Source organism: Larkinella rosea, from assembly GCF_003858635.1.
Lineage (GTDB): Bacteria > Bacteroidota > Bacteroidia > Cytophagales > Spirosomataceae > Larkinella > Larkinella rosea.
The window spans coordinates 746,980-771,765 of sequence record NZ_RQJO01000008.1 but is presented as its reverse complement, the minus strand read 5'-3'; the positions used below and the strand labels follow the sequence as shown (position 1 = coordinate 771,765).

Annotated in this window: 22 protein-coding genes; 13 read left to right on the top strand and 9 right to left on the bottom strand. The window is 47.1% G+C overall.

Annotated features, from left to right (window positions below):
- Window positions 1-24 precede the first annotated feature (24 nt).
- The 6 genes from EHT25_RS11975 (at window position 25) to EHT25_RS11950 (ending at window position 6,016) form a co-directional block, all read left to right on the top strand.
- Window positions 25-816, top strand: a complete 792-nt coding sequence (locus EHT25_RS11975; protein WP_124874743.1) for a hypothetical protein — start codon at window positions 25-27, stop codon at window positions 814-816.
- Entirely contained in the window at window positions 813-2,255 is a 1,443-nt protein-coding gene (locus EHT25_RS11970; protein WP_124874741.1) for an MATE family efflux transporter, read from the top strand. The genes EHT25_RS11975 and EHT25_RS11970 overlap by 4 nt, the downstream gene beginning before the upstream one ends.
- Complete coding sequence (locus EHT25_RS11965; RefSeq protein WP_124874739.1) at window positions 2,252-3,136, top strand: 6-hydroxymethylpterin diphosphokinase MptE-like protein; 885 nt, start codon at window positions 2,252-2,254, stop codon at window positions 3,134-3,136. Before EHT25_RS11970 ends, EHT25_RS11965 begins: the two co-directional genes overlap by 4 nt.
- 66 nt (window positions 3,137-3,202) lie before the next feature.
- Window positions 3,203-4,195 (top strand): glycosyltransferase, encoded by a 993-nt coding sequence (locus tag EHT25_RS11960; RefSeq protein ID WP_124874737.1) that lies wholly within the window; start codon window positions 3,203-3,205, stop codon window positions 4,193-4,195.
- 33 nt (window positions 4,196-4,228) lie between these two features.
- Entirely contained in the window at window positions 4,229-4,741 is a 513-nt protein-coding gene (locus tag EHT25_RS11955) for a serine O-acetyltransferase (protein WP_124874735.1), read from the top strand.
- Between the two features lie 93 nt (window positions 4,742-4,834).
- A complete protein-coding gene (locus EHT25_RS11950; protein WP_124874733.1) occupies window positions 4,835-6,016 on the top strand; it encodes a glycosyltransferase in 1,182 nt (393 codons plus the stop codon).
- 103 nt (window positions 6,017-6,119) lie between these two features.
- On the opposite strand, the gene EHT25_RS11945 is transcribed toward EHT25_RS11950, so the two are convergent.
- The 8 genes from EHT25_RS11945 to EHT25_RS11910 form a co-directional block, all read right to left on the bottom strand.
- The gene (locus EHT25_RS11945) at window positions 6,120-7,523 is read right to left on the bottom strand and encodes a capsule assembly Wzi family protein (protein ID WP_185731340.1); all 1,404 of its coding nucleotides are present in this window, start codon (window positions 7,521-7,523) and stop codon (window positions 6,120-6,122) included.
- A gap of 308 nt (window positions 7,524-7,831) precedes the next feature.
- Window positions 7,832-8,905 carry an NAD-dependent epimerase/dehydratase family protein gene (locus EHT25_RS11940; protein WP_124874729.1) on the bottom strand — a complete coding sequence of 358 codons (1,074 nt, stop codon included), beginning with the start codon at window positions 8,903-8,905 and terminating at the stop codon, window positions 7,832-7,834.
- Between the two features lie 30 nt (window positions 8,906-8,935).
- A complete protein-coding gene (locus tag EHT25_RS11935; RefSeq protein ID WP_124874727.1) occupies window positions 8,936-9,679 on the bottom strand; it encodes a WecB/TagA/CpsF family glycosyltransferase in 744 nt (247 codons plus the stop codon).
- A gap of 27 nt (window positions 9,680-9,706) precedes the next feature.
- Window positions 9,707-10,687 (bottom strand): UDP-glucuronic acid decarboxylase family protein, encoded by a 981-nt coding sequence (locus tag EHT25_RS11930; RefSeq protein WP_124874725.1) that lies wholly within the window; start codon window positions 10,685-10,687, stop codon window positions 9,707-9,709.
- An 80-nt stretch (window positions 10,688-10,767) separates the two neighbouring features.
- On the bottom strand, window positions 10,768-11,559 hold the full coding sequence (gene cmk / locus EHT25_RS11925) for a (d)CMP kinase (protein ID WP_124874723.1): 792 nt from the start codon (window positions 11,557-11,559) through the stop codon (window positions 10,768-10,770).
- A gap of 75 nt (window positions 11,560-11,634) precedes the next feature.
- Complete coding sequence (locus tag EHT25_RS11920) at window positions 11,635-12,966, bottom strand: UDP-glucose dehydrogenase family protein (protein ID WP_124874721.1); 1,332 nt, start codon at window positions 12,964-12,966, stop codon at window positions 11,635-11,637.
- A gap of 435 nt (window positions 12,967-13,401) precedes the next feature.
- On the bottom strand, window positions 13,402-14,142 hold the full coding sequence (locus EHT25_RS11915) for a tyrosine-protein phosphatase (RefSeq protein ID WP_221622266.1): 741 nt from the start codon (window positions 14,140-14,142) through the stop codon (window positions 13,402-13,404).
- 63 nt (window positions 14,143-14,205) lie between these two features.
- Window positions 14,206-14,598 carry a helix-turn-helix transcriptional regulator gene (locus EHT25_RS11910; RefSeq protein ID WP_124874719.1) on the bottom strand — a complete coding sequence of 131 codons (393 nt, stop codon included), beginning with the start codon at window positions 14,596-14,598 and terminating at the stop codon, window positions 14,206-14,208.
- Window positions 14,599-14,896: 298 nt separating this feature from the next.
- Here EHT25_RS11910 and EHT25_RS11905 point away from each other — a divergent pair, with 298 nt between their 5' ends.
- The 7 genes from EHT25_RS11905 to EHT25_RS11875 all read left to right on the top strand — a co-directional run bounded on the left by EHT25_RS11905 (window position 14,897) and on the right by EHT25_RS11875 (window position 21,101).
- Window positions 14,897-15,577, top strand: a complete 681-nt coding sequence (locus EHT25_RS11905; RefSeq protein WP_124874717.1) for a hypothetical protein — start codon at window positions 14,897-14,899, stop codon at window positions 15,575-15,577.
- 101 nt (window positions 15,578-15,678) lie between these two features.
- Window positions 15,679-16,386 (top strand): PD-(D/E)XK nuclease-like domain-containing protein, encoded by a 708-nt coding sequence (locus tag EHT25_RS11900; protein WP_124874715.1) that lies wholly within the window; start codon window positions 15,679-15,681, stop codon window positions 16,384-16,386.
- Window positions 16,387-16,464: 78 nt separating this feature from the next.
- Entirely contained in the window at window positions 16,465-16,830 is a 366-nt protein-coding gene (locus EHT25_RS11895) for a hypothetical protein (protein WP_124874713.1), read from the top strand.
- Between the two features lie 142 nt (window positions 16,831-16,972).
- Entirely contained in the window at window positions 16,973-17,746 is a 774-nt protein-coding gene (locus tag EHT25_RS11890; protein WP_124874711.1) for a pentapeptide repeat-containing protein, read from the top strand.
- A gap of 84 nt (window positions 17,747-17,830) precedes the next feature.
- Window positions 17,831-19,030, top strand: coding sequence for a DUF748 domain-containing protein (locus EHT25_RS11885; RefSeq protein ID WP_124874709.1), 1,200 nt, complete (start codon window positions 17,831-17,833; stop codon window positions 19,028-19,030).
- Between the two features lie 33 nt (window positions 19,031-19,063).
- Window positions 19,064-20,545: a capsule assembly Wzi family protein gene (locus EHT25_RS11880; RefSeq protein ID WP_124874707.1), complete on the top strand. Its 1,482-nt coding sequence runs from the start codon at window positions 19,064-19,066 to the stop codon at window positions 20,543-20,545.
- A 37-nt stretch (window positions 20,546-20,582) separates the two neighbouring features.
- A complete protein-coding gene (locus EHT25_RS11875) occupies window positions 20,583-21,101 on the top strand; it encodes an acyl-CoA thioesterase (RefSeq protein ID WP_124874705.1) in 519 nt (172 codons plus the stop codon).
- A gap of 79 nt (window positions 21,102-21,180) precedes the next feature.
- Here the strand turns inward: EHT25_RS11875 and EHT25_RS11870 are convergent, their stop codons facing one another.
- The gene (locus EHT25_RS11870; protein WP_124874703.1) at window positions 21,181-24,756 is read right to left on the bottom strand and encodes a carboxypeptidase-like regulatory domain-containing protein; all 3,576 of its coding nucleotides are present in this window, start codon (window positions 24,754-24,756) and stop codon (window positions 21,181-21,183) included.
- Window positions 24,757-24,786 lie beyond the last annotated feature (30 nt).

The window sequence follows — 24,786 nt, the reverse complement described above, 5'->3', positions numbered from 1 at the left end:
AGCAATCAATAATTAAACAATTTTATGACAGGTGTTATAAAAAAATACATTGTCGATTCATTTGTCAATTTTCAGGACTTCTATTACAGAGTAAAAAACAGTAATCGTCCTAAACTACTCATATATACGGATTCCAGAGGGTTCAATGTAGGTAAAAAACTAGGAAAGATTCCACATAATACGTATGTATCGATGTTAAGAAAACGATATCATATTCATTATGCTATCTGCCCTGAAAAATATACAACAATTGTAGATTTTTTGAATTTTGTACAGAAACACAACAGTAAAGAATACGATGCTGTCATTTTCCACTGCGGTGTAGTAGATTTTTCTCCGCGCCCGCTCAGTAACCTGGAAAATTTTAAAGACAGCAAAAAAACTACAATCCGGTTTACGCAAATATTTAAAGAAAACCAGACTTATTACGCTGTTCCATTTAATTGCCTATACAAGGAAGAAAAAACCATCAACATCTACTCCATAAATTATATGGTAGAAAAGCTGATACCCGATTTGCAGAAAATTCCGAATCTGATTTGGATAAATTCAAATCGGTTTGTCAAAGGGTGGGAAGGAAATTATCAGAAAGGCCGGCCAAAAAACATCGATGAAGTTGTCAATCAATTTGATTCAGAAATGTCAAAATACTTATCGAACATTATTGATCTCAAACGATGGAGTCCGGAAGAAGTAATGAAATACACAATCGATAATATACATTTTAATAAAACAGGCTTTAAAGTGGTCTATTCTTTGCTTGAAAATAAAATACAGGAGGTTATTGGAAAGAGAAGTAAACAAATGTCAGTATGATTAAAAAGGCAACAAATTACCTATGGAATTCTCCTACAGCGATGACCTGGGGGAGTATGCTAAGTAATAGTATTAAACTATTAGTATTAACGCCTTTAATACTAATTAAGTACAATGTAGACGAAATTGCATTTTGGTATTTATTATTAACAATTAATTCCTTTACAGTTGTTGTAGATTTCGGATTTTATCCAACGTTTTCAAGAATTATATCTTACGCATTTAGCGGCCTCAGGTCTATCGAAGATTTTGGGAAACCGGAAATTCAAAGCGATGGAAAACCAAATTGGGATTTAATGAACAGAATCTATGGAACAATCAATGTGACCTATATCGCACTTGGATTTTTAGTACTTTTTATAGTATTCATTTTTTCTTATTTTTCAATCGAGAATATCATTCTTAAAAGCAATACAAATACCGGAACATTATGGTCGGCCTATTATCTCTTTATTGTTAGTATTTTCTTTCAATTTATATCAAAAAAATTCGACGCAGTTATTATTGGCACCAATCATGTCGCACTGATTAACCGTTGGAATATCATTATTAATTTACTTAGTGCCCTGGCTTCCATTCTGGTAGTCTATATCGGAGCAAATCTGGCATGGTTATCTTTTATTCAGTTACTATTTTCTATCATTCTGGTGCTTCGAAGTGCCTTGCTGGAATACCAGATTTGCGACGGGATGTTTCGGAAGCTTAATGCCTTTATTTTCGATAGGGAGATCTTCAAATGGTGTTGGGGGCCAACCTGGAAGTCCGGTGTGCTGATTTTATGCTCAACCGGAGTAAGCCAGGCAACAGGATTAATCTATTCGTATGTAGCAAACCCGGTGAGTCTGGCATCTTATTTACTTTCATTAAAATTAGTAACAACAGTAGCTCAATTTTCGCAGGCACCATTTTACTCAAAGCTGCCATTATTCTCAACTTTGCGGGTTAAAAATAACATTGAGCAATTATCGACGATCAGTGCGCAATCCATCAAAAAATCATTGTTAGTGTTTGTCTTAGGTATGCTCGTTTTGATTTTCTTCGGCGATTGGATACTCACTCTAGTAAAAGCAAACACAACGTTAATTGACTCAAAAATATTGATTTTTATGGCTTTTGTATGGTTTCTGGAACGAAACCACGCAATGCATGCGCAAATCTATGTAACCACGAACCGAGTTCCTTTTTATAAAAGTGCTGTAATAACCGGTATTGCAAATTTAGGAATTGTCTGGCTGATGCTACCTTCTTACGGTATATTGGCCTTTCCAGTCGCTCACGGTTTATCAAATCTTTTAATAAACAACTGGTGGAACGTAGACTTATCCATTAGTTCATTACAGGAAGATCTTTGGCGATTTATCCGCCGGAGTATGGCGATCCCCTTATTGACACTAATTATATTATCCAGTTTTAAAATTTTAACTCTATTCAACGTATGAGACACAATCCGATTTTCAAAAAAATAGTTGCGCCCTTCTATTATCTTTTAGTAGATCGTAATTCCTTTGACAGAAACACTCCCATTCTAACTCAGCTTGCTTACAGCATGCGTTTTAGGTTAGCCGGGGCCGGAATATTTTTAAATGAAAATGAGCGCAAGCTTGCTTCCTTTAAGGATATTCATAAAGGTAAACGTTGTTTTATTATTGGCAACGGCCCATCGCTCAACAAGCTGGATTTAAAGAAGCTTAAAAATGAATATACGTTCGGTGTCAATGCAATTTATCTGAATTATGAAAAAATGCAATTTCATCCAACGTATTATGTACTTGAAGACAATTTAGTAGCGGAAGACCGGGGGGCAGAAATTAAAAAATATACTGGACCCCAGTACAAGTTTTTTGGTGCGAATTTAAATTATGCCGTTGCACCAGATCATAAGACTATCAATATGAATGTCATCAGAACTTATTCAGATGTCGATAGTTTTGATCCGCAATTTTCAGAAAAAATAGTGCGTTTCCTCGGTGTTGGTGGTAGTGTAACCTATTTATGCTTACAACTTGCTTATTACATGGGATTTGAGAAAGTATACATGATCGGTTTTGATCATTCATACAAAATTCCGGAAGAAGCAATTATCTCTAATAAGCATGAAGCTGGTTTTGATATTCTTTCAACTACGGCTGATCCAAACCACTTTTCACCAGATTACTTTGGGAAAGGATACCGCTGGCACGATCCTAATGTTGAGCGGATGGAAATGGGTTTTCGTAAAGCCAATGAAGTATTTGAGAGAAACGGCAGAAAAGTATACAATGCAACAGCTGGTGGAAACCTAAACGCATTCGATCGTATCAATTACGATGATTTATTTTGAAAGTTATCGTAGTTGATGTCCAATTTAAATACTTTCTGAATTTTCTCAAACTCACTCATTAGGATAATGGCCAGAATTAGTGTTATTCTTCCGGTTTTTAACGGAGATAAGTACATAAAAGAAGCCGTTACAAGTATCTTAAATCAATCATATAAAGATTTTGATTTATATGTCATTGATGACGGATCGACGGATCAAACAGTAGAAGTATTGCAAGAATTTAATGACTGTAAACTTAAAATAATTTCTAATGACAGGAACAGGGGCCTTATTTATACACTAAATAAAGGGATAGACCTAGGCTCTGATAGTGAATTCATTGCTAGAATGGATGCCGATGATATATCTCTTAAAAACCGTTTCGCCGAGCAAATCGACTATTTAGATGCCAATAAGAAGGTCGGGCTTTTGGGATCAGCAATGAAGTATTTCTCCGAAGACGGTTCAAATACTAAAACTAAATACCGGCCCGGTAATCACTCCAAAATCCTTTCTACTTTTTTATTCTACAACCCTCTTTTTCATCCAACTGTGATGATCAGGAATAGTGTTTTGGGCACGACAGATCGGTATCCGCTTCAATTTCCCAAAAACGAAGATCATGCTTTCTGGGTTGATCTCTCTGTCAAAACGAATTTTGCGAATTTGAATCAGGTTTTACTAAAGTATAGACGCCATAATTCAAACATCACGAATACCTACGTCAATGATATAAACAATGATTTTCTTGTAAACAAAAAGCTTCTGCTTCGTTTTTGCAACAAATGGAATATTGCGCTATCAGAAAGTGAGATGAACGTTCTGAGTACCATTTCAATCAAGGATCGGCAAATTCTGAATCCCGATTATTCCCCAATGGAGCTTATTGATACGTTAAATTCCATTATGTCAAAATTGCCGTCAGCGTTTGATCTTACTTATTTTCGAAATGTTTTTTTTGACAGATGCCTGCAATATTTAATTACCGGTAATAACCTGAAGAAAACGTTTAGCCTATTCTCGAAATACAAGTACGATAAATCATTTTTGTTGCGATATGCTGTCTTAGGCAAGCATTAATTTGCTTTTTGGACCATTTATCTATTCCATACAATGAGTTTAAATCTGTTTCAGGACTGGCAAAGAAATCAGGGCAATATCAAAGGCCGACTTGTTTGTATTGCTTTTAGGCTTGCGACAACAGCCACTGCCAATAAATTACTTTTTATTATACTTATTCCTTACCTTATTTTATATAGAATATTTGTTGAATGGTTTTTGGGTATTGAAATACCTTACAAAACGAAAACAGGTAAAGGCCTGATCATTTATCACGGACAAGCTCTGGTTGTTAATGACGGATCGGTAATTGGCGAAAACTGCACGTTGCGCCATTCGACAACAATTGGAAACAAGCAGTTATCAGATAATACATTTTCAAAATGTCCGGTTATTGGAAACAATGTTGACATTGGTTCTAATGTCTGTATCATTGGACCCATTCGGATTGGAAATTCTGTTACGATTGGAGCAGGTTCTGTTATTGTTAAAGATATTCCTGACTATGCAGTAGTTGTCGGTAACCCGGCAAGAATTATTAAATTTCAGGGTGAGCTGGTTTATTAAATCTTGATGATAAAGTATAAACTAAGGATTCGTATTGACATTAAGATTCGTATTTTTTGTATTTAGTGTGTATCATTTTAATCACGACGTTACTTGAAAATCTTACTTATCCATACCTATTACCAGCTTCGCGGTGGAGAAGACGTTATTTTTGAACAAGAGTGTGAATTGTTAAAACAGAATAACGAGGTAGAGGTAGTCGCATTTTATAACAAAAATGGCTGGCGGGGTGCCTTGCAGTTTTTTGTATCAATCTGGAATATATCTGCCGCAGCCCGGGTTAGAAATGCCATCAAACAATTTCGGCCAGACGTAGTTCAGGTCCAGAATTCTCATTTTGCGTGCGGCCCCATTGTTATCCACACAGTAAAAAAAATGGGAATCCCAATTATTCTTACTCTTCATAATTATCGCTTACTGTGCCCTTCTGTTACGCTTCTTTACAACGGCGAATTGTTTACCGATAGTCTTAAATCGGCATTTCCCTGGCAGGCTGTCAAAAACAAGGTATACCGTGACTCTGCCATTTTAACTTTTTGGCTGGCTTTTATCGTGTGGTTTCACAAAAAAATTGGAACCTGGTATATGGTTGACCGTTACATTGCAGCATTGACTGATTTTTCCAAGCCTCTCTTTACCGAATCTTCCTTAAAATTACCCGTTGAAAAAATTATCATGAAGCCTAATTTTGTGGTAAAACCGCAAACGATCGATACAGAACGGGGAGATAGTTTTTTGTTTATCGGGCGATTAATGAAAGAAAAAGGAATTACTTTTTTATTGGAAACATTTAAACAAACGTCCTATAAGCTCGTCATTGCGGGGGATGGCCCACTAAAGAATGAAGTTCTTCAGGCTGCTGACACAAATCCAAATATTTTCTATATTGGAAATCTTAAAAAAGAGGAAGTAATTGAAGAGATGAAAAAGTGTTCGGCACTTATTTTTCCGTCGATTTGGTTTGAAGGAATGCCAATGACCATTGTGGAAGCTTTTTCGCTTGAGACACCAGTTATCGCCAGTAATCTTGGTGCCATGTCGTCCATGATTCAACATGGGTTTAATGGCTTACATTTTGAACCGGGAAGTTCAACTGCTTTATTGTCACAGCTCAACTATTGGTCTTCTTTGTCGGAAAGCAAACAGGAAACGTTCCGAAAAAATGCATTGAAAACCTACAAAAAAGATCATACTCCGCAGCATAACCTGAAACAATTACTGACAATCTATCAATCGCTTATTGAGCAAAAACCAGCTCTTATCGAACAGGATTAATTAGAATCCTTAAAATTTTGATTTTATCTGTTGATAAATCCGGATAGTGATAACTTAAAAAACCGCATTTCTGCGGTCAGGATTTTATCAGCGATTGTTTCTATCAAAACCTCCCTCTTTTTAGTATACTAATCATACCTCCCAGCGAGGGTGTCAGCCAATCTCCGGCGTCCAAGGCAACGCTGGCTTTCCACTCCATCCCTCCCAGCCAGCCGGTCGGTAGAATAACCGTGGCAAGACCCGAAAATTGATGAATGGCGGCTTTCGGTTGAACACTATCCGGCCGTCCCCAATTCCAGCTTTGTGATAACAATGCGCTTACCTGAACGCCCGACGAAAAAATACCGGCGGCCCCGATGTGCAGCAGTTGCAATCGATTGTTACTGATCATCGAAATGCTGTTGAATGGCCCTCGTAGCCCATACCACTTCGGATCGGCATCCATTCGACGGGTAATAAATGGCGTTCCAATGATTCGTCTCTGATGCGTCCAGCCGTCGATGTATTGAAAATTATGAAAATAATCATCGTTTCCCCTGGGATAGTCCGGGCCGCTCTGATTCATTGTTGTCATAAACTCCGCCGTCAGCTGCACCATCCGAAATCCATTGTTGAGATCTGTAGAGCGATTTTGCCACCGCGCTCCGTAAATTCCATCCGGAAAGTTTCCGCCATCAAGACCCGACTGATCTTCCCAGGGATGCTGAATATAAAAAAGCAGATTAGCTTTTTTTAGACTGATTTCCATAGCCGCGTCGACAGAGCCCAGGTGGTTTCCGTAGCGGTTGATGGTATCAAACGTGGCAAACTGGCCGTTGTTTCCGGTTACACTCCCCGGAAAAACCACTTTTTTATAAGCCGACCAGGAAACCGGAATCTGCCCGTTAAAAGTAAAGTCTTTCGATAGGTAATCTGAATAACCGCCCCATTGCACATAGTGGGCAACTCCTCCGTAAAACCGCACTTTCCAGGCAGGCTTTCCGATCCGGATGTAAAGTGCTTTGGCGTGCAGGTACGAATGTTGCATCGAATCCGTTTTTGCAAACCAGCCGTGGCTGTAAAATGCACTGACGGCCAGGAGTCCTTTTGTAAACTTGACAGGGGCAAACCCTTTGGTTCCCAGGCGAATCTGCGTAATTGGTGCTGCATTTCCCGACCAGGCATAAGACCCGGATGTCAGCAGCGTATCCGTAATGCCGTTGACCTCCCGACGACGACCTACATAAAGTTCGCCGTAGCCCAGCCGCACGGCAGCATAAGCTTCCGGCAAAACAAACCGTGAAGCCCGGTTTACATTCCCTACCAATTGTACACCCGCTCGAATGTAGGGACGTTTCGTCTGGTTTGCATCGCCCCAGAGACCCGAAGCGCCCACACTGACAATCCCCGCCGGTGCTCCTAATGGAATCGCTCCGAACTGATTCGACCGGAACCAAAAGGGCGTACGGCTGCTGCTGGAAACCAGACCTCCGGCCAAAGCCTGGTAAAAAACTCCCTGTGTTTTCAAAGTATCCGTCGTTGGGCGTTCAAATTGCGCCCATGCTGAATGATTCAAAACCGCAACCAGCAGAAACAAGGCAATTTTTGTCCGACCTGGACGTGCCTTTCCAAAACTAAAATACCGAGTCATCGTAGTGTGGACGCGTTGGTTAGAAACTATTCTCATCACCATAACACAAGCCGATTACGGTTTAAAAAAAGTTGCTTTGCCCCAGTTTTTCACAAACTCAGGACAAAGCAATTTCGATTCGTTTATGTACCATTTTCGGTGATAGCCTACGGTTATATCCGTAATTCGATCTGTATCGCGGGTTCTTATACCGTTGCCACTAACCGGGCCGTCATACTGTCGTGAATTTGGCCCAGCGTCGTTTTAAGATCGTAGCTATAGTTCCAGTCCGGGTAATGATTTTTGAACTTGGAAACATCACTTACATACCAGATATGATCGCCAATCCGGTTGGTATCCGAATAGCTGAAGTTCATTTTCTTGTCTGTAATTTCTTCACAGATCTGGATCGCTTCCAGCATCGAGCAATTGGCATATCGACCTCCACCAGCGTTATAAACTTCGCCGGAGCGCGGGTTTTGATAATAATGCCAGAACATATTCACCAAATCATAACTGTGAATATTATCGCGAACCTGTTTGCCTTTATAGCCAAAAATGGTGTAGTGGTTTCCAGTGATCGCGCATTTCATTAAATACGATAAAAAACCGTGCAACTGCGCTCCCGAATGATTCGGCCCGGTCAAACAACCTCCCCGGAAAACACCGGTTTTCATACCGAAATACCGGCCATATTCCTGCACCAATACATCGGCCGCAACTTTTGACGCGCCAAATAACGAATGTTTGGTATGATCGATGCTCAGATTTTCGTCAATGCCGTTTTTAAAATAGGCATGGTCTTCCGAAATCTCCCAACGTAATTCCTTTTCTACCAATGGCAAATAGTTCGGATTATCTCCGTACACTTTATTCGTAGATGTAAATATAAAAACTGCCTTTTCACAGTATAACCGATTCATTTCTAAGAGATTCAGCGTACCGGTTGCATTGACCGAAAAATCGGTAAACGGCTCACGGGCGGCCCAGTCATGGCTGGGTTGAGCCGCTGCATGCACGATTAGCTTGATATCATTGCCGTATTTCTGAAAAATAGGCGTTAATTCATCGGTTTTACGAATGTCAGCAACGTAATGCTTATAGTTTGGGTAGACATCGATCAGGCGGTCTCTATTCCACTCCGTATTTCCGTCTGCTCCAAAGAAATATTGACGAAGATTATTATCGATTCCAATGACAAGATCAAATTTGTCGGCAAAGAAATTAACGGATTCGCTCCCAATAAGCCCGGCAGAACCAGTGATCAGTACGATATTCATATGAAATGTGATTTTAGACTATTTAATGATTTAATTAAGTCCAACTTTACGTTTAATAAAAAGCATAATGAAGGTACTATTCGTAAATAAATAGCGTTTCCAGAGCCGGTTTGGCTCCTGAATTAATCTGAAAAGCCACTCTAACCCATTTTTTTGAAGCCAGACCGGTGCCTGTGGAAGCGTACCGGCGTGAAAATCAAAAGCCGCACCCACGGCCATCATGGCGGCATTTACTTTTCCTAAATGATTGGAAACCCAGACTTCCTGGCGCGGGCAACCCCGGCCAACGAGGACGATGTGTGCGCCGGATGCGTTAATTTTAGCGATGTCGGCTTCGTCTTCTTCCGGCGTAGCATCCCGGAATCGATCGGCATGCTGGCCCGCAATTTTGATGTTCGGAAACCAGTCATTGATGTTTTTTATAAACAACCGCAACGTGTTTTCCTTGCTGCCGTATAAAAAAACCGACAGGCCATTCTCATTGGCTTTTTTTAACACTTCCAGTGTTAACGTGGGACCGTATACCCGATCTTTCAGACCGGTTTTATAAAAGCTATTCATTGCCCAGCGCACTGGTTGTCCGTCCGGTACGATCAGGTCAATTTTATTTACTTTTTCCTTAAGATCCCGGTTTTTATAACATTCGATTAAACCGTGAACCGCTAAAGCAGTGACGCCGAAAGAAGTCTTTGATTTGGCTTTCTTTATAATTACCGTTGATGCCTCATCATAATTCGTTACATCATAATGAACACCAAAAATGTCTGTCTTCATTTTTCAAGATCGTTAGTAAGGCGATACCTATGTTGTGCTAAACTCCCGGTGATAAGCCGCTTTGTAAAGTTCTTCTTCCGGCAAACTTTTGAAGTAATCATACGTAATTCGCAATCCTTCGGCCCGCGACACTTGAGGCTCCCAGTCTAAAATCACTTTTGCTTTCGTGATATTCGGCTGGCGTTGTTTCGGATCGTCGGTTGGCAACGGTTTATACACCACCTTCTGGCTGGTTCCGGTCAGTTTGATGATCTCTTCGGCAAATTCCTTAATCGTGATTTCGACCGGGTTTCCGATATTGACCGGATGAGGATAATCGCTCAACAGCAGCCGATAAATGCCCTCCACCAGGTCGTCGACGTAACAAAAGGAGCGGGTCTGGCTGCCATCACCGAAAATGGTCAGGTCTTCACCCCGCAGCGCCTGGCCAATAAAAGCCGGTAACACCCGTCCATCGTTCAGGCGCATGCGCGGACCGTACGTATTGAAAATGCGGACAATGCGGGTTTCCAGACCGTGGTAGGTGTGATACGCCATCGTGATTGCTTCCTGAAACCGCTTGGCTTCGTCGTAAACGCCACGCGGACCCACCGGATTGACATTTCCCCAGTATTCTTCGGGCTGCGGATGCACCGTCGGGTCGCCGTATACTTCTGACGTTGAAGCAATTAAAACCCGGGCATTTTTGACGCGGGCTAAACCCAGGCAATTATGAATGCCTAACGAACCCACTTTCAGCGTCTGGATCGGAATCTTCAGGTAATCGATCGGGCTGGCGGGCGACGCGAAATGCAGAATGTAATCAAGATCACCCGCAACGTGAATAAACTGCGATACATCGTGGTGATGAAATTCGAAGTTGGGGTTCGGAAACAGGTGCTCGATATTACGGATATCCCCGGTAATGAGATTATCCATGGCAATAACGTGGTAGCCTTCCCTGATAAATCGGTCACAAAGGTGCGAGCCCAGAAATCCAGCTCCACCCGTAATTAAAATGCGCTTCATACAAGCTGCTTAAAAAGGTTCATAACGTTGAGTAAAGCTCCCCGGCGGTCGTTGATTCCGACGGAAAGTGCTAAATTTTGTCAGGCAGGTTGTTCAATTGCCTCCGGCAGTTTCTCTCGTCCCACCTGCTTTCCTGCATACTGGAAATCAGCACGTTGCGACTCGACAGGTGACTCCAGCTTCGCTTTGTAAGCACGAATGACCCAGTCAACCTGCTCGTCGATGGTAAAGAATGAAGTGTCAAGCAATTGCGCATCGTCGGCCCGACGCAGTGGACTTTCGGTGCGGGTTGTATCCAGATGATCACGTTTTTTGATGTTTTCCGCGATTTCATGCAGTTCAACGGCTTCGCCTTTAGCCCACAGTTCAATCTGACGGCGTTCGGCCCGAATAATAGGGTCGGCTGTCATGAATACTTTCAGCTCGGCTTCCGGAAATACGTGGGTTCCGATATCGCGGCCATCCATAACAATTCCGCCTTTCCGGCCCATTGCCTGCTGCTGCGTAACCATCGCACGGCGTACCTCCCGAATGGCGCTCACTTCAGGAACCAGATTGGCGACGTAGAGCTTCCGGATTTCGTTTTCGACGTTCACGCCGTTCAGATACGTTTCATTGCAAGCGGTCTCCGGATTGAAACTGAAAGCAATGTGCAGGCTATCGAGCGCACTGGTAACCGCTTCCGGATTGGTCAGTTCGACCCGGCGCTGAAGAAAATGCAGCGTAACCGCCCGGTACATGGCTCCGGTGTCGATGTACGTATAGCCCAACCGTGCCGCAACCTGCTTCGCCGTTGTGCTTTTTCCGCAACTCGAGTATCCGTCAATGGCAATGATAATTTTCGTGCTGTACGTAATCGGGACCCGTTTCATGCAGACAACTTAAAAGTTCATAACGTTGAGTAAAGCTACCTGCCTGGAATACCGGCAGGTAGGAGTTGGATGGCATCAAGCCGGTTGTTCAACCTCTTGAGAAACGGTTTCCCGACCAACGCTGTAATATGTGTAGCCCATTTCTTTCATTTGCTCCAGTTCGTAGAGGTTCCGACCGTCGAAAATGACTTTATTTTTCAGCAGCAGATTCATTTTGGTGAATTCCGGCGTCCGGAACATCGGCCACTCGGTCATGATCACCAGCGCATCGGCGTCATCAAGTGCAGCATACGAGGTGTGGGCGTACGTGATTTTGCTACCCAGCACGTTTTTCACATTGTCCATCGCTTCCGGATCGTAAGCCGTCACTTTCGCGCCTGCTTCCAGCAATGCCTGAATGTTTTCCAGCGCCGGAGCTTCCCGGATGTCGTCGGTATACGGTTTGAAGGCCAGCCCCCAGATGGCGATGGTTTTACCTTTCAGATCCCCGTTAAAGTGCTGATTGATAACCGGAAGCAGTTTCGTTTTCTGCTTCGCATTCACGTCCATCACCGACTTCAGAATCTTGAAATCATACGCATATTCCTGAGCGGTTTTGGCCAGCGCCTGTACGTCTTTCGGGAAGCAGCTCCCGCCGTAGCCAATTCCGGCGAATAAAAACCGCTTGCCAATCCGGCTGTCGGTTCCGATGCCCCGGCGAATGTCGTCGACGTTGGCTCCGGCTTTTTCGCAGAGGTTGGCAATTTCGTTCATGAAGGAAATCTTGACGGCCAGGAACGCGTTGGCGGCATATTTGGTCATTTCAGCGGAACGTTCGTCCATGAAAATCACCGGGTTACCCTGCCGCACCAGGGGAGCATACAGCTTGTTCATTACGGCTTTGGCCCGTTCGGACTTGGTCCCGATCACGACGCGGTCGGGTTTCATGAAGTCTTCGATGGCAACCCCTTCGCGGAGGAATTCGGGGTTCGATACCACGTCGAAATCGACCTGAGCGCCCAGCGAGATATAATCCCGTACTTTTTCGGCCGTTCCGACCGGCACGGTGCTTTTGTCGACGATAACCGCATAATCCTTGAGTAGTTGCCCCAGATCACCGGCGACTTTGAGGATGTATTTCAGGTCGGCAGAACCGTCTTCGCCCGGTGGAGTTGGCAGGGCCAGAAAGATCACTTCCGCACCTTCAATGCCTTCGGCCAGACTGGTGGTGAATTTCAGACGACCTTCGGCCGTATTGCGATTAAACAACACATCCAGACCGGGTTCGTAGATGGGGATGATACCGTTGATGAGCTTTTGAACTTTCCGCTCATCAATGTCGACACAAGTTACCTGGTTGCCGGTCTCGGCAAAGCAGGTTCCGGTTACGAGTCCAACGTAACCGGTTCCAACAACTGCAATTTTCATAACGTTGAGTAAATAAAATAATAAGTAAAAAAAGTGGGTTTCCGACAGAAAAAGGGAAGGAGTCAGGCCGTAAAGTCCAACTGTTCAGAACCGCATTTCTGCTTAATTCTGAAAGCAGTTTATCTTTAAAATCAGACAAACTCTTTCTAGCTTCTTTTAAGTATTACATTCTAAATATAGAAAGCAGAAATGATACTAACTACACAATATTCTATAAAAAAGGCAGAGAAGGAGGAATATTCTTTAAATAATTCAATAAATAGTTTTTTACGGAATACTATATTGGCTTATCTGAAAATATTCCGCAAAGTTTTTTTCCTATTTATCAGACAATAAACAAAAACTGTGCCGTAGTAGCGGTTTATGTCAGACAAAACGATGCAGCGGCCAAAAGAGTCGTATGGCCGAAACCGGCGGTTGGCCGCTATACGGTTTTTAAAGCAGGGAAGAATTCAGAATTGTGTTGGCCCCCAGCAACGCCAGTTCTTTCGATTGCAGCAATTGGGTTAATTTTTCCGCATCCCGGGGGCGATGCAGATCGGAGCCTACAAAGTCGACCATCGAATCTTCGAGCAACTGTTTCGCCTGCTGCTGCACCCGCCCGCCATACTGCCCGATTAACGAAAGCAGATTCAACTGAAACAGACAACCCTGCACCCGCATTTTATGAAACCGCTCTGCCTGATCTTTGAAGTAGGAATACCGTTCGGGATGAGCCAGAATAGGCTGATACCCTTTGGTTTGAATCTGAAAAAGGATTTCGTCCAGATTCAGGGGCGGGTTGGCAAACGACAATTCCACCAGTAAATAATTCGGGCCGAACGTCAGCAGGTCTTTGGCCTGGAGTAAAGTCACAAAATGGTCGTCGATGAGGTATTCGGCAGCCGCTTCGACCTCTATTTTCAGATCGGTTCCGGCCATGGCTTCGCGAAGGTCGTCGAGCCCGCGCCGGATGGTATCGCTGCTGTTGGGGTAATAATCGCGCAGGACGTGGGGCGTTGTGATCACCTTTTTATACCCCATCTCTTCAAACGCCCGCAGACACGTCAGGGCTGTTTCCAGATCGGGTACACCATCGTCGATCCCCGGAATCAGGTGCGAATGAATATCTACACCCAGAAATCCGAAATCCGAAAAAGAAGCTTGTTCCTGGCGTCGCTTAAAAAATGAGAACATAGATAAAAGGAAAGTCGTGGGTCCTGCACTGATCTGCTTCCGTGGATATATCGGACTGGCAGCTCAGGTAGAAAGACTGATGACTTTTTTTGGCCCAACGACTTCTTCCAGTTCCTGCCGAAGCAAGTCGTTGGTTTGTTGTAACAAAGCTACACGTTCGTTTAACTGAAACAAAAGAAACTCCATATTTCGCAGCCGGTCGTCTAACGTGATGGCTGCCAGTGGGGTTTGTGGTAACGTCCGAAACATCAGCCCCTCCCCCCGCAGCAGCCAGTCGGCGTTGACGGTGGGATAAGCCGATAAAATTTTTTCTAAAGTTTCATACCGGGGCTTCAACCGACCGTGTAAAATGTGGTATACTTTCTCCCCCCGTTTCTCCCCCAATTGTCGGGCAAACTCGAGAACACTAATGTCTAATGCATCGATCAGTTGCTGCAAACGGGCTCCAATGGGCATAAGAAAACAAATAATTTACACAGAACTATGTATTTTTTCGTACACCGGTTTTTCCTTCCAATCTAACTGAATTTCTGATTTCTTAAAAGTGGAAGGTTGGGTAAAGGTCAAAAAAGGGGGTCAAAAAGCCTTTCTTTCAGCGATTTTGCGACTAAAATAATTTTTCCAGAATCTTTCTATGTATCATTTTGTATTATACATAATAGTGTGTATATTTAAACTCAAATACAAACCCCCTGAAAAGGCAAAAGGGATCGCATAGCGGTCCCCCTGTCCGAACAGTAAACAACAAATACTAATGAACACACAAAAAAACAACACCGGCGCAACAAATCAAAATGGTTTGGAAGTGAAACTTTATCAGAAGGTTAACGAAACGACGGGCGAAGTCGTTAATAACCCCACAGCCGGTCGCTACAAATATCTGGAAGGACACCCCCGCCAATACCGTTTCGACGCCAAAGAAGGCATCTTTAACATCAACGGCACCGAAAAACTGGGTGGTCCAACGAACGGTCGTACGCTCACATTCCAGCCGATTGCCTGGCGCATCTTTACCGATAATATTTTGAACATGGGCACCAAAAACTGGGCCGAGATCTTTTTTATCGATGAAAAAAACTGTGTGTCGGCGGTTTTGTTCCACGGTTATTCGGTCGATAACATCTTCCGGCTGATCGAACCGCTGTTCTACGACGACCTGACGCTGGCCGATGTGGTGATTACTGCCGTGGCCGAGAAGAAGGAAAACACCAAGATTCAGCCGAAGGGTGTTTACTACATTGCCACGTTCAGCTACAAACTGGCCGATCCGGAAGAAACCGCTGCCCTGAAAGCATTTGGTCAGGAAAACCGGATTTTCCGCCAGGAAACGCTGACGGACATCGCCAACATCAAAACCGCCTACAATTACTACAATCCGTTTCTCAACCCGACCGAAGAGTTGTTAACCGAGAACGGCATTCATCTCCTCAATTAGTTGTTGAAGAACCGGTTTTTAGCCGTGAAGATCAGGATTGCCTGATCTTCACGGTTCGACAGTGCCGAATTGTTTTTATACTTCATCAAAATCCAATCCGTATGATTACCGAATTGATCGACTATCGTTCCATTCCGCGGGTTTCCAATTCCGATCTGACCCGCTTGAAGGAAGAGAGTTTAGGCTATACGTCGAACCGGTTTGTGCCGCAGCGGGCGATGCAGTTCGGGCGAGCCTTTCATTCGCACCTGCTGGAACCGGAAAGCGTCGGCGGAATTATCGAGCAGTTGCTGCCTGATATGAAACCGGTCGAGTCGGGCCGGCTAGAACACCTCACCGAGCAGGTTCGTCGCGATTCGTTCTGTGGCCGGTACCTGCGGAAATCGGAGCGCGAACGCGTGGTGCTTTTTACCGATCCGGCAACCGAACTGGCCTGCAAAGCCCGGCTGGATATGGTGTATACCAGCCCAAAAAACCGGAGCGTGCTGATTCTGGATTTCAAAACCACTTCGGCCCGCACCCAGAGCCAGTTTCTGCAGAGCTGCTACGACTACGATTACGACCGGCAGGTGGCTTTTTACCTCGACAGCCTCCGCCATTCCGACAACCAGGAGTGGGTGCAAACCCGTCAGTTCCGGTTTGTACTGATTGGTGTTCAGAAACAGAAACCGCACCGGCTTTTTGCCGTCGATGCCACTTCGATTCCGGATTTTGTGGACTACGGACGAAAAAAATACCGCTTCTGGCTCCGCAAATGGAAAGAGCAACAACCGGAAGAAACCGGTTTCTGGCTCCGGCAGGCATCGTAAAAACGCAACCCGTCGAATCAATACACTGATATTCAACATGTAGCGTTTTTTATTTTTCATTTTCCAGTTTTTATCACAATGACCGCAAACGAAATTGTTATCACCGAACCATCCGATCGGGTTTCTGCTGCTCCTTTATTCGATTGGGGAATCGATGGGCTGGTGATCTGGATGGAAGAATTGGACGGTTTTGGCAGCCTGATGGCCTACATCAATGAAGCGCTGGCGCAGATTGCCTTTGCCATCGAATTACAAACCGGTTGGGATCACCGCACCGACAGCGACACCTATCATCCGCTCTACGGCTACCGGATTTTGCTTCGCGATGCCACCGGTTTGTGGTACGCGATCCGAATGGACGAAGCCGGGAAATTTGCGGACTTCGTCCCCCTCGAAGAATTCGATTACGAGACCGCGTATGACAAAGCGCTCTGGCTGCCATAATGTACCCACGGACTTTAGTCCGTGCCATTTTGACAAATCGGACGTTAGTTCTCATGTTGAGGATTTCACGGACTAAAGTCCGTGGGTACGTGCAACCTTGGCCGGTTATTTTTCATCCTTAGGGAAAATCAGATCTTCCCTTATGAAAAATGTACTAACTACGCTTCTCTTTGCTCTCATCACTCTGCCAGCTGCCTGGGCGCAACGCACGGTCAATGCCAGCGAAATAATTGCTAAAATCAACCGGAAAGAGGTTATTTCCTACGAAAATGTCACCATCACCGGCACCCTCGACCTGACAGAACTGGCCAATAAAAAACGCGTTACCGAAGGCTCCTGGGGCGACAACGATGCCTACGAAAGTACCGTTGAAACACCGGTCACGTTCCGGAACTGTACATTCAAAGGCGATTTTCTGGCCTATAAACACATCGATCAGGAAGGCCGCCGGTGGAGCGGAAACGGGGTTACCTATGCCGCCCATTTCACGGAGGCCGTAACCTTCGAAAACTGCACGTTCGAAAAAGGGTCTGAATTCAAATATTCGGATTTTAAACAACGGGCCCTGTTTACCGGCAGTACGTTTCGGGAAGAAGCCAACTTTAAATACGCCAAATTCCGGGCTGCGGCCGATTTCGGCGACGCCCGGTTTAGTACGCTGGGTAATTTTAAATACACCGGTTTTAGAGAAGCAATCGGATTTAGTAAAGCCCGATTCAGCCAGTATGCCGATTTCAAATACACGAAGTTCGACGAGGGTGCCAATTTCAACAGCACGCGCTTCGACGGCATGGCGGATTTTAAATACACCCATTTGCCCCGTAATTCCAGCTTCGAAAATACGGTTTTTGACGGCCCCGCCGATTTTAAATACGCCACGCTCGACGGCCGGAAGTTCTCACCAGGCCGCCGGTAAAACCGCCCCCACGGACTAAAGTCCGTGGATACGTAACCATTCCGCTGGTTTCCAGTTTTATAAGCAACATCAACCCAAGTTGCTTTGAAACGCTCCACCAAAATTATTCTGGCGATTGTCATTTTATTGATAATCGCCAGATTGTTGCTCCCCTACTTCGTTCTGCGGTACCTCAATAAACTGATGGCCGACATGGGCTCCTATACGGGCCATGTCGAAGACGTCGATATTGCCCTCATCACGGGTTCTTACCAGATCAAAGACCTGCGCATTCGGAAAATCAACGGTAAAATCAAAGAACCGTTCCTGTATGCTCCCAAAATCGACCTGTCGGTCGAATGGAAATCGCTGTTTAAGGGTGCTTTGGTGGGCGAAGTCGAATGTTATCGCCCCGAACTGAACTTTGCCTTTAGCAATAATGAACAGGCCAGCCAAACCGGTAAAGAACTCGACTGGACCAAACTGGTGAAAGATTTATTACCCATCAAAATCAACCGGTTTGCGGCTTACGACGGGAAAGTGGAGCTGGTCAACCTGTTTGAAGCCACCAAAACGAATCTTTCTCTTCAGAAATTCGCCCTCGAAATCCGCAATATCCGCAACGTTGAGGAAAAGCAAGGCCGGTTGCCATCGCCAGTTACCGCTACGGGCGACGTGCCGGGCTGGGGCGGCACCATGAAGTTTGCGGCTGGCATGTACCTGCTCAAACCGCTGCCGGATTTCAATTACAACCTCAGCTTCGACAATCTTCAACTGGTTAAACTCAACGACCTGGCGCGGAAGTATGGCAATGTGGATTTCGAACGCGGCACGGTGAGTGTGTACAGCGAAATGGCCATGTACGACGGTCGGTTGGTGGGGTATTTCAAACCGCTGACCAAAGACATGAAGATTTTCAAGCTGAAAGAACCAGGTGAAAACCGGACGGTCAGCCGGTTTTTTACTGAATTGCTGGCGCAGGGCGGTACAGAAATTCTCAAGAACCAGAAAAAAGATCAGGTCGCTACCCGGATTCCGTTAAAAGGAACCGTCAAGGATACGAAAACCGAAGTCTGGCCGATCATCATCGGTGTGCTACGGAATGCCTACGTCGAAGCCTTTTCAAAGGAATTTGACAATACTGTGACCTTCAAAGATGCCGTCCAGAACCTGAAAGAGGACTACAAGGAAAAACGCGAGGAAAATAAAGCCAGCCGGAAGGAACGGCGTGAAGAGCGAAAGGAAGAACGGAAACAGAAGCGCGAAAAGCGCAAGGAAGCCCGGAAAAAGGAGAAAGATTCGTGAGAACCTCAACAAAATCAGTAGATTAGCAAACGTATGAAAAAACGTTACGGTTTCCTGCTACTGATCTTATCTCACCAGATCAATGCCCAAAATCGAATTAATCCTTATATGGAAGCCGGTGGTCTGGCGTCATCCGCGACAAACACACCCTTCTGGCTGCGAAGCAATCAATTTGGCATAGTACCGTCTCAAAATCCCATCGTCACCGTACGTGCGGGTGTTTTTGGAGCGGTTTCGCTGGTGGATACCAGTCAAAACCGACGCGCGTGGACATTGGATTACCGGGCTGAAGTCGTGGGAAATACCGGTAAAGTAACCCAGCTGCTGCTTCCGGAAGCTTATATTCGGGTAACGCACCGGGCGCTCGAGCTGGTGGCGGGTCGGCGCCGGGAGGTGATCGGTTTGGTCGATACGACCCTATCCACAGGCAGTTGGTCGTGGTCGGGCAACGCGCTTCCCATGACCAAAATCCGGTTTGGCACCAACGGTTTTACGCCACTCTGGCGCAACGGCTGGCTCGGCGTCAACGCCTTTATCGCCCACGGCTGGTTTGCCAATACCGATTACATGCAACACTCTTTTCTGCACCAGAAATCGACCATCTGGCGACTCGGAAAACCGTCGTGGGGTTTTCGGCTTTATGCCGGGATCAATCACAATGCGCAGTGGGGCGGAAAATCGGCCTACCTCGATCCAAACCTGGCCGTGAACGGGCAACTACCCGGTCGACTGAGCGATTTTGGGATGGTTTTCCTCACCATTCAGCACCGCAACAAACAGGGCGGGGCCAATTATACGAACTTCGACGGGTATAATCGGGTTGGTAATCACCTCGGCAGCTACGATTTTGGGCTGGAAATCCCCGGGAAAACCCACAGCCTGTTTCTGTATCACCAGCATCCGTTTGAAGACTCATCCGGGATGATTTTTGCCAACCTGCCCGACGGCTTAACCGGTATTAAGCTCCACCGGGCGGTTTCGTCGGATGCGGTTTTTCAGGTGAAAGATTTGCTACTGGAGATGCTGCTGACCAAAAGCCAGAGCGGTTCTTTTCTGGATTTATACGGACTCAGTACCCTGCGCCGGGGCGAGGGGCGCGATAATTACTTCAATAATTCGCAATACCGCGAAGGTTGGGCGTATCAGAATCGCATTTTGGGCTCCCCATTCATCACGCGGTATCCCGACATAACGAAGAAATACCAGGACAACTCCACCTGGATCGTTACTAATAACCGCATTCAGGTTTTTCACGCCGGACTCCGCGCGCGGGTGGCGGGGCGAGTGGATTTGCTGGCGAAATTATCCTACAGCATCAATTACGGAACGTACGATGTGCCCTATTCCGAAAAACCCCGTCAGTTGTCATCGCTGATGCAGTTGGGAATTCCGGTCAACTGGCTGGGCGGTTCTGTCGTCACGGCGGCTGTATCCGCCGATGCCGGTCAGTTGTACGATAATTCGGTGGGCGGTTTTCTGAGTATTCGCAAAACGTGGACTGCCCAAAACCGCTAAAACCGTCAATCGAATCGAATATTTTGTAAATTTCGGCATGCCACAACCCAAATTTGCCCACGAGTCGCTCGTTACCATGACCGAAATGGTATTGCCCAACGATACCAACACGCTGAACAACCTGATGGGCGGACGCTTGCTGCACTGGATGGACATTTGTGCCGCCATTTCGGCCCAGAAACATTCCAACCGCGTGGTTGTCACCGCATCGGTCGATAATGTTTCGTTTTCGGAACCGATCAAGTTGGGAAATATCGTGATGATGCAGGCGAAGGTCACGCGGGCCTTTAATTCGTCGATGGAGGTCAATATCGAAGTCTGGGCGGAAGATATACCGGCGGGCACGCGCGTGAGCACCAACCGGGCGTTTTATACCTTCGTTGCCGTCGATCAAAACGGACGACCCATCGAAGTGCCGCCGGTTACGCCCGAAACCGAAACCGAAAAAGAGCTATTTGCCAGCGCACTCCGCCGTCGCCAACTCCGGCTGGTATTGGCCGGACGCATGAAACCGCACGACGCGAAGGAGTTAAAGGCACTTTTCGGCGAGATGTAAATCGTACCCACGGACTTTAGTCCGTGTTTCCCTGTCCTCAATCTATCTAAAAAAACACGGACTAAAGTCCGTGGGTACGTTACTGCACCCTCACTTTCGTGATTCCCACTACCGGCCGACCGTCGGTTGTGCTCCCCTGAACAACCACCCGGATGGTTCGAACGACATCCGATAACGGGAAAGCAATGTTGGAATTTCCTTTGGCATCGGTCTGCACCAGCGGTTTCCAGTACAGCACATCCCGGCGGTCGATGGGCGCATTCTGGTCGGCTAAAACCGCCGGAGTGGTTTCTTCGTAGCGCGGCACGTAAAATTCCCGCTGGGCCGGAAAACCGAGAAACGGCATCTGATTCAGTCCGGGGCTGGGTTCGGGCGCTTTGTTTTTCTTGGGCAACCCCCGTTTGGTGTAGAACGCAATGACGCCGTTGCCGCCCCGCGCCCCGTAAATCGCCGATGTAGTCGCATTTTTCAATACCTCAATCCGCTCAATATCATTGGGATTCAGGCTCAGCAGGGCATTTCCATCCGGCGTTTCGGTTAAATACGATCCGTCTAGCAGGTACAAAGGCGACTGCAGTTGCATGGAATTACCGGTGCCGAATGAAATAGCATTCCGGATATTGACGGTATACCCACCCATCGTCTGCTTCACCTCAACACCTGCCACTTTTCCCCGCAGCATTTCATAAACATTGGCATACACGGGAGACCTTGCATCGAAAACAAGTGTTGCATCCGCGGACCCGTGCAGGCTTCTGGGCCCCATGTCTTCCTCCCGGTCTTTTGGTCGATACCCTTTGATCGTTACTTCTTTCAGCACTTTTACCTGTTTGTCACGATACAATCCCGGATCCGCTTCCTGACGCAAGCGGGCCAGATCGAGCTGATGCTGAAACTGCCGCCAGTCGGGCGCGGGTTCGGCTGCCTTTAACGATGGCTTCCAGACGATCCCGGCCGTATCGAGTTCAACCGTTGCCTTGATGGATTTAAACTGGGTATTCATCACCTGAACAAGCAGCTGCAGGGTGTCCGTTACGCCCAGGCCCGCCATCCGAAACCGCCCATAGCGGTTGGTACCAATCGAATGCGGAATGTTTTGGGTCGAAGCAGGCGCGGCAACCAGCAGTTCGGCAAACGGGAGCGGGTTACGCTTTTCGTCCAAAACCCGCCCACTGAATACAATGCCGCCCAGCGTATCCCCCGGCGATTCCGGTTTTCGCAGCCCAATCCGACGCCAGCCCTGCGTCAGCAACAGATCATCCAGCGCCCGGCGCGACGCGGCCGTGGTGTCTTTGAAGAAAAAACCGGGTTGTTCGACGCGGCCGCGCAAATCGCCGGTCAGCAACAGATGCGTTCGAATATCGGCCCCGGCGGAGTCCTCCGGAATCTGATCGGCATCGGTGACGGACGCCGACAGCGTTGCAACCGACGGCGCATCGGGCCGGTCGGTTACTTTCAGGTTGAGAACGACCCGTTCCCGCGGGGTATATTTCGCTTTTTCGGCCATCACGCTGATCCGGGCTGACGGAATCGACTCCGGCACGTACATGATCCGCTCCGCGCGGGGCTGTCCGTTGGCGTCATACAGGGTAATCTGGCAGAGCCCGGGCGGCAAAACGGCCATCGGCAGGCTCAAACGGGCTTTTCCGCCCTGCAGCTTCATTTTGGCCCGCTGAATCAACTGCCCGTAACTTTGAAAAGTCAGGTAGATAACCGGATCGGGTTGGGACCCGTTGGCCAGAATCCGCACAACCAGTTCGGTCGTATCGCTCACCGCATCGACATTCAGCGCCAGTCCTTGTGGCTCAACGGCCGGTAAAGCCACCCGTTGAACCCGTCCTTCGTGCTGAACTTCGGCCTGATACGACTGACCGATTTTAGGACTCAGCACCACGCTGCCCATTCCCAACCGGTTGCTCGTAAAACGAGTTACCTCCTGTCCCTGCCCATCCACAATCCGCCCCGACACGGTTTTTCCGCGCCCATCCGGCCCCACCGCTTTGAAAGCCATTCGCGTCGGTAAACCGGCTACCCAACGCCCTCCCTCCGGCAGAAACTGAACATCCGGTTCGGTCGGTCCGTTGACAACGCCGTTTGCGGTTCCCCGCAATAGATTATAAACCGGAATCGTCCGTTCAAACGCTGGTCGGGTCGATGCGTAGTCTTCGTCGGTGTAGGCCCGAAGCCGATAAATACCGGTCGCCAGCGAATCCGAAAGCCGAAAATCGCCCATCGAACGTCCTTCGCTGATGCGCAGCCACTGGTGTTGCACCAGCTTGCCTTCTGGCGTCAGCAGATCAACGTGCAAAGCGCCATCGCCAAACAGCACCTGTCCGGTGGAGGGTTCGAGTACGTAAGCACTGAGCCAGAGCCGGTCACCGGTGACGTAAAACGGTTTATCGATGTGGGCAAATACCGAGGGTGCCTGATACGGATGCGCCAGTTTCCAGTGCCGAACCAGCGAATCCAGCCGGTAGTCGGACGCCAGGACCTGCCCTTCAATCGGGGCGGTGAGCGCGGAATCCGGTTTATTGTCTGTGGCAACCGGCTGCCAGTCGGCGGGCAAAAGCGACGAAAACCGGTCGTTGCCCAGCGAGCCCATCGCCAGCATCCCCAGTGGCAGCGTTACCCGCCCGTCGGTCGTTATCTCGCTCATTCCCTGCGGAAACCGGAATTCGGTGTATGCATACGGCGCATCCCGATAGGGCGAATAGTTTGAAATGGTTTTGGTATAGAAAACCTTCAGGGGCGTCGGGCTAATCAGTCGGCGTTCAAACAGTAGCCGTCCCGGTTTAATCAGCGAATCAGTATTGACGGGCAGCAAATGGCGGTTAATATCCCAGAATAAATTGGTGCTGTTCGTCCGTTCCGGACTTTTTGGGTTCACCCGATACACCAAAAAACCTTCTTTTTCGTAATTTCCCGCCACCAGACTGGCCATTAAATGGCGCGTTGAGCCCAGATAAGCCCGTTGCCGGTTGTGCCGCCAGCGTTCGGCCTGCCGGTTATCGGTCGGTTTCAGTTCTTCGAACCGGGTGGCCCCGGCAAAATACATGGGGCCGTTGGTTTCCACCTCAAAATACTGCATGTCGTACTGCATCCGGTAGCCAAACGCCCGGTTTTCGATCACCAGCGGTTCGGTAGCGGTTGCTTTCAGGACATTTTTCTCGTACGTAAACCGCAGCACATTCGGGTTCATGATTTCGCACTGGTTCCGAAAGGGCGTTCTGCCGAGCAGTTCCCGCTCAAATTCCCGGTAATGCCGTTCCCAGGTTTTGTCGCGCTTCGCTTTCACCGTCACATCCGCGAGCGTCAGTCCCGTGCTTTTCAGTTCCAGATTGATCGTGCGAGGCTGGGGGTTTTCCAGGCGAACCGACAGGCGGGTGGGCTGGTAGCCCACAAAGGAAGCCACCAGTTCGATGGTACCGAGCGGCACATTGGTGAGCCGGTAGTGCCCCTTGTCGTCGGTCGTTGTGCCGTGGGTGGTGTTGTTCAGGTAAACGTTGGCAAAAGGCATCGGCTGCCCCGTTTGTTTTTCGGTCACCCGGCCGGTTATGGTGGTCGTTTCCTGCGCAAATGCGTGGGTATATACCATGAATACCCAGAGCCAACCGGCGAGCAGTTTAGATAGACGATTGGCGGAAAAGGGGTTCATAGGTTCCGAAAAAAATACACCTTAAAAATA

Bases quoted from the DNA above. Each gene is read 5' to 3' on its own strand.
- EHT25_RS11930 (WP_124874725.1), bottom strand. From the start codon at position 10,687: ATGAAGCGCATTTTAATTACGGGTGGAGCTGGATTTCTGGGCTCGCAC.
- EHT25_RS11900 (WP_124874715.1), top strand. From the start codon at position 15,679: ATGATTACCGAATTGATCGACTATCGTTCCATTCCGCGGGTTTCCAAT.
- EHT25_RS11910 (WP_124874719.1), bottom strand. From the start codon at position 14,598: ATGCCCATTGGAGCCCGTTTGCAGCAACTGATCGATGCATTAGACATT.
- EHT25_RS11965 (WP_124874739.1), top strand. From the start codon at position 2,252: ATGAGACACAATCCGATTTTCAAAAAAATAGTTGCGCCCTTCTATTAT.
- EHT25_RS11890 (WP_124874711.1), top strand. From the start codon at position 16,973: ATGAAAAATGTACTAACTACGCTTCTCTTTGCTCTCATCACTCTGCCA.
- EHT25_RS11970 (WP_124874741.1), top strand. From the start codon at position 813: ATGATTAAAAAGGCAACAAATTACCTATGGAATTCTCCTACAGCGATG.
- EHT25_RS11915 (WP_221622266.1), bottom strand. From the start codon at position 14,142: ATGTTCTCATTTTTTAAGCGACGCCAGGAACAAGCTTCTTTTTCGGAT.
- EHT25_RS11960 (WP_124874737.1), top strand. From the start codon at position 3,203: ATGGCCAGAATTAGTGTTATTCTTCCGGTTTTTAACGGAGATAAGTAC.
- EHT25_RS11920 (WP_124874721.1), bottom strand. From the start codon at position 12,966: ATGAAAATTGCAGTTGTTGGAACCGGTTACGTTGGACTCGTAACCGGA.
- EHT25_RS11935 (WP_124874727.1), bottom strand. From the start codon at position 9,679: ATGAAGACAGACATTTTTGGTGTTCATTATGATGTAACGAATTATGAT.
- EHT25_RS11905 (WP_124874717.1), top strand. From the start codon at position 14,897: ATGAACACACAAAAAAACAACACCGGCGCAACAAATCAAAATGGTTTG.
- EHT25_RS11895 (WP_124874713.1), top strand. From the start codon at position 16,465: ATGACCGCAAACGAAATTGTTATCACCGAACCATCCGATCGGGTTTCT.
- cmk (WP_124874723.1), bottom strand. From the start codon at position 11,559: ATGAAACGGGTCCCGATTACGTACAGCACGAAAATTATCATTGCCATT.
- EHT25_RS11955 (WP_124874735.1), top strand. From the start codon at position 4,229: ATGAGTTTAAATCTGTTTCAGGACTGGCAAAGAAATCAGGGCAATATC.
- EHT25_RS11875 (WP_124874705.1), top strand. From the start codon at position 20,583: ATGCCACAACCCAAATTTGCCCACGAGTCGCTCGTTACCATGACCGAA.
- EHT25_RS11940 (WP_124874729.1), bottom strand. From the start codon at position 8,905: ATGAATATCGTACTGATCACTGGTTCTGCCGGGCTTATTGGGAGCGAA.
- EHT25_RS11975 (WP_124874743.1), top strand. From the start codon at position 25: ATGACAGGTGTTATAAAAAAATACATTGTCGATTCATTTGTCAATTTT.
- EHT25_RS11870 (WP_124874703.1), bottom strand. From the start codon at position 24,756: ATGAACCCCTTTTCCGCCAATCGTCTATCTAAACTGCTCGCCGGTTGG.
- EHT25_RS11880 (WP_124874707.1), top strand. From the start codon at position 19,064: ATGAAAAAACGTTACGGTTTCCTGCTACTGATCTTATCTCACCAGATC.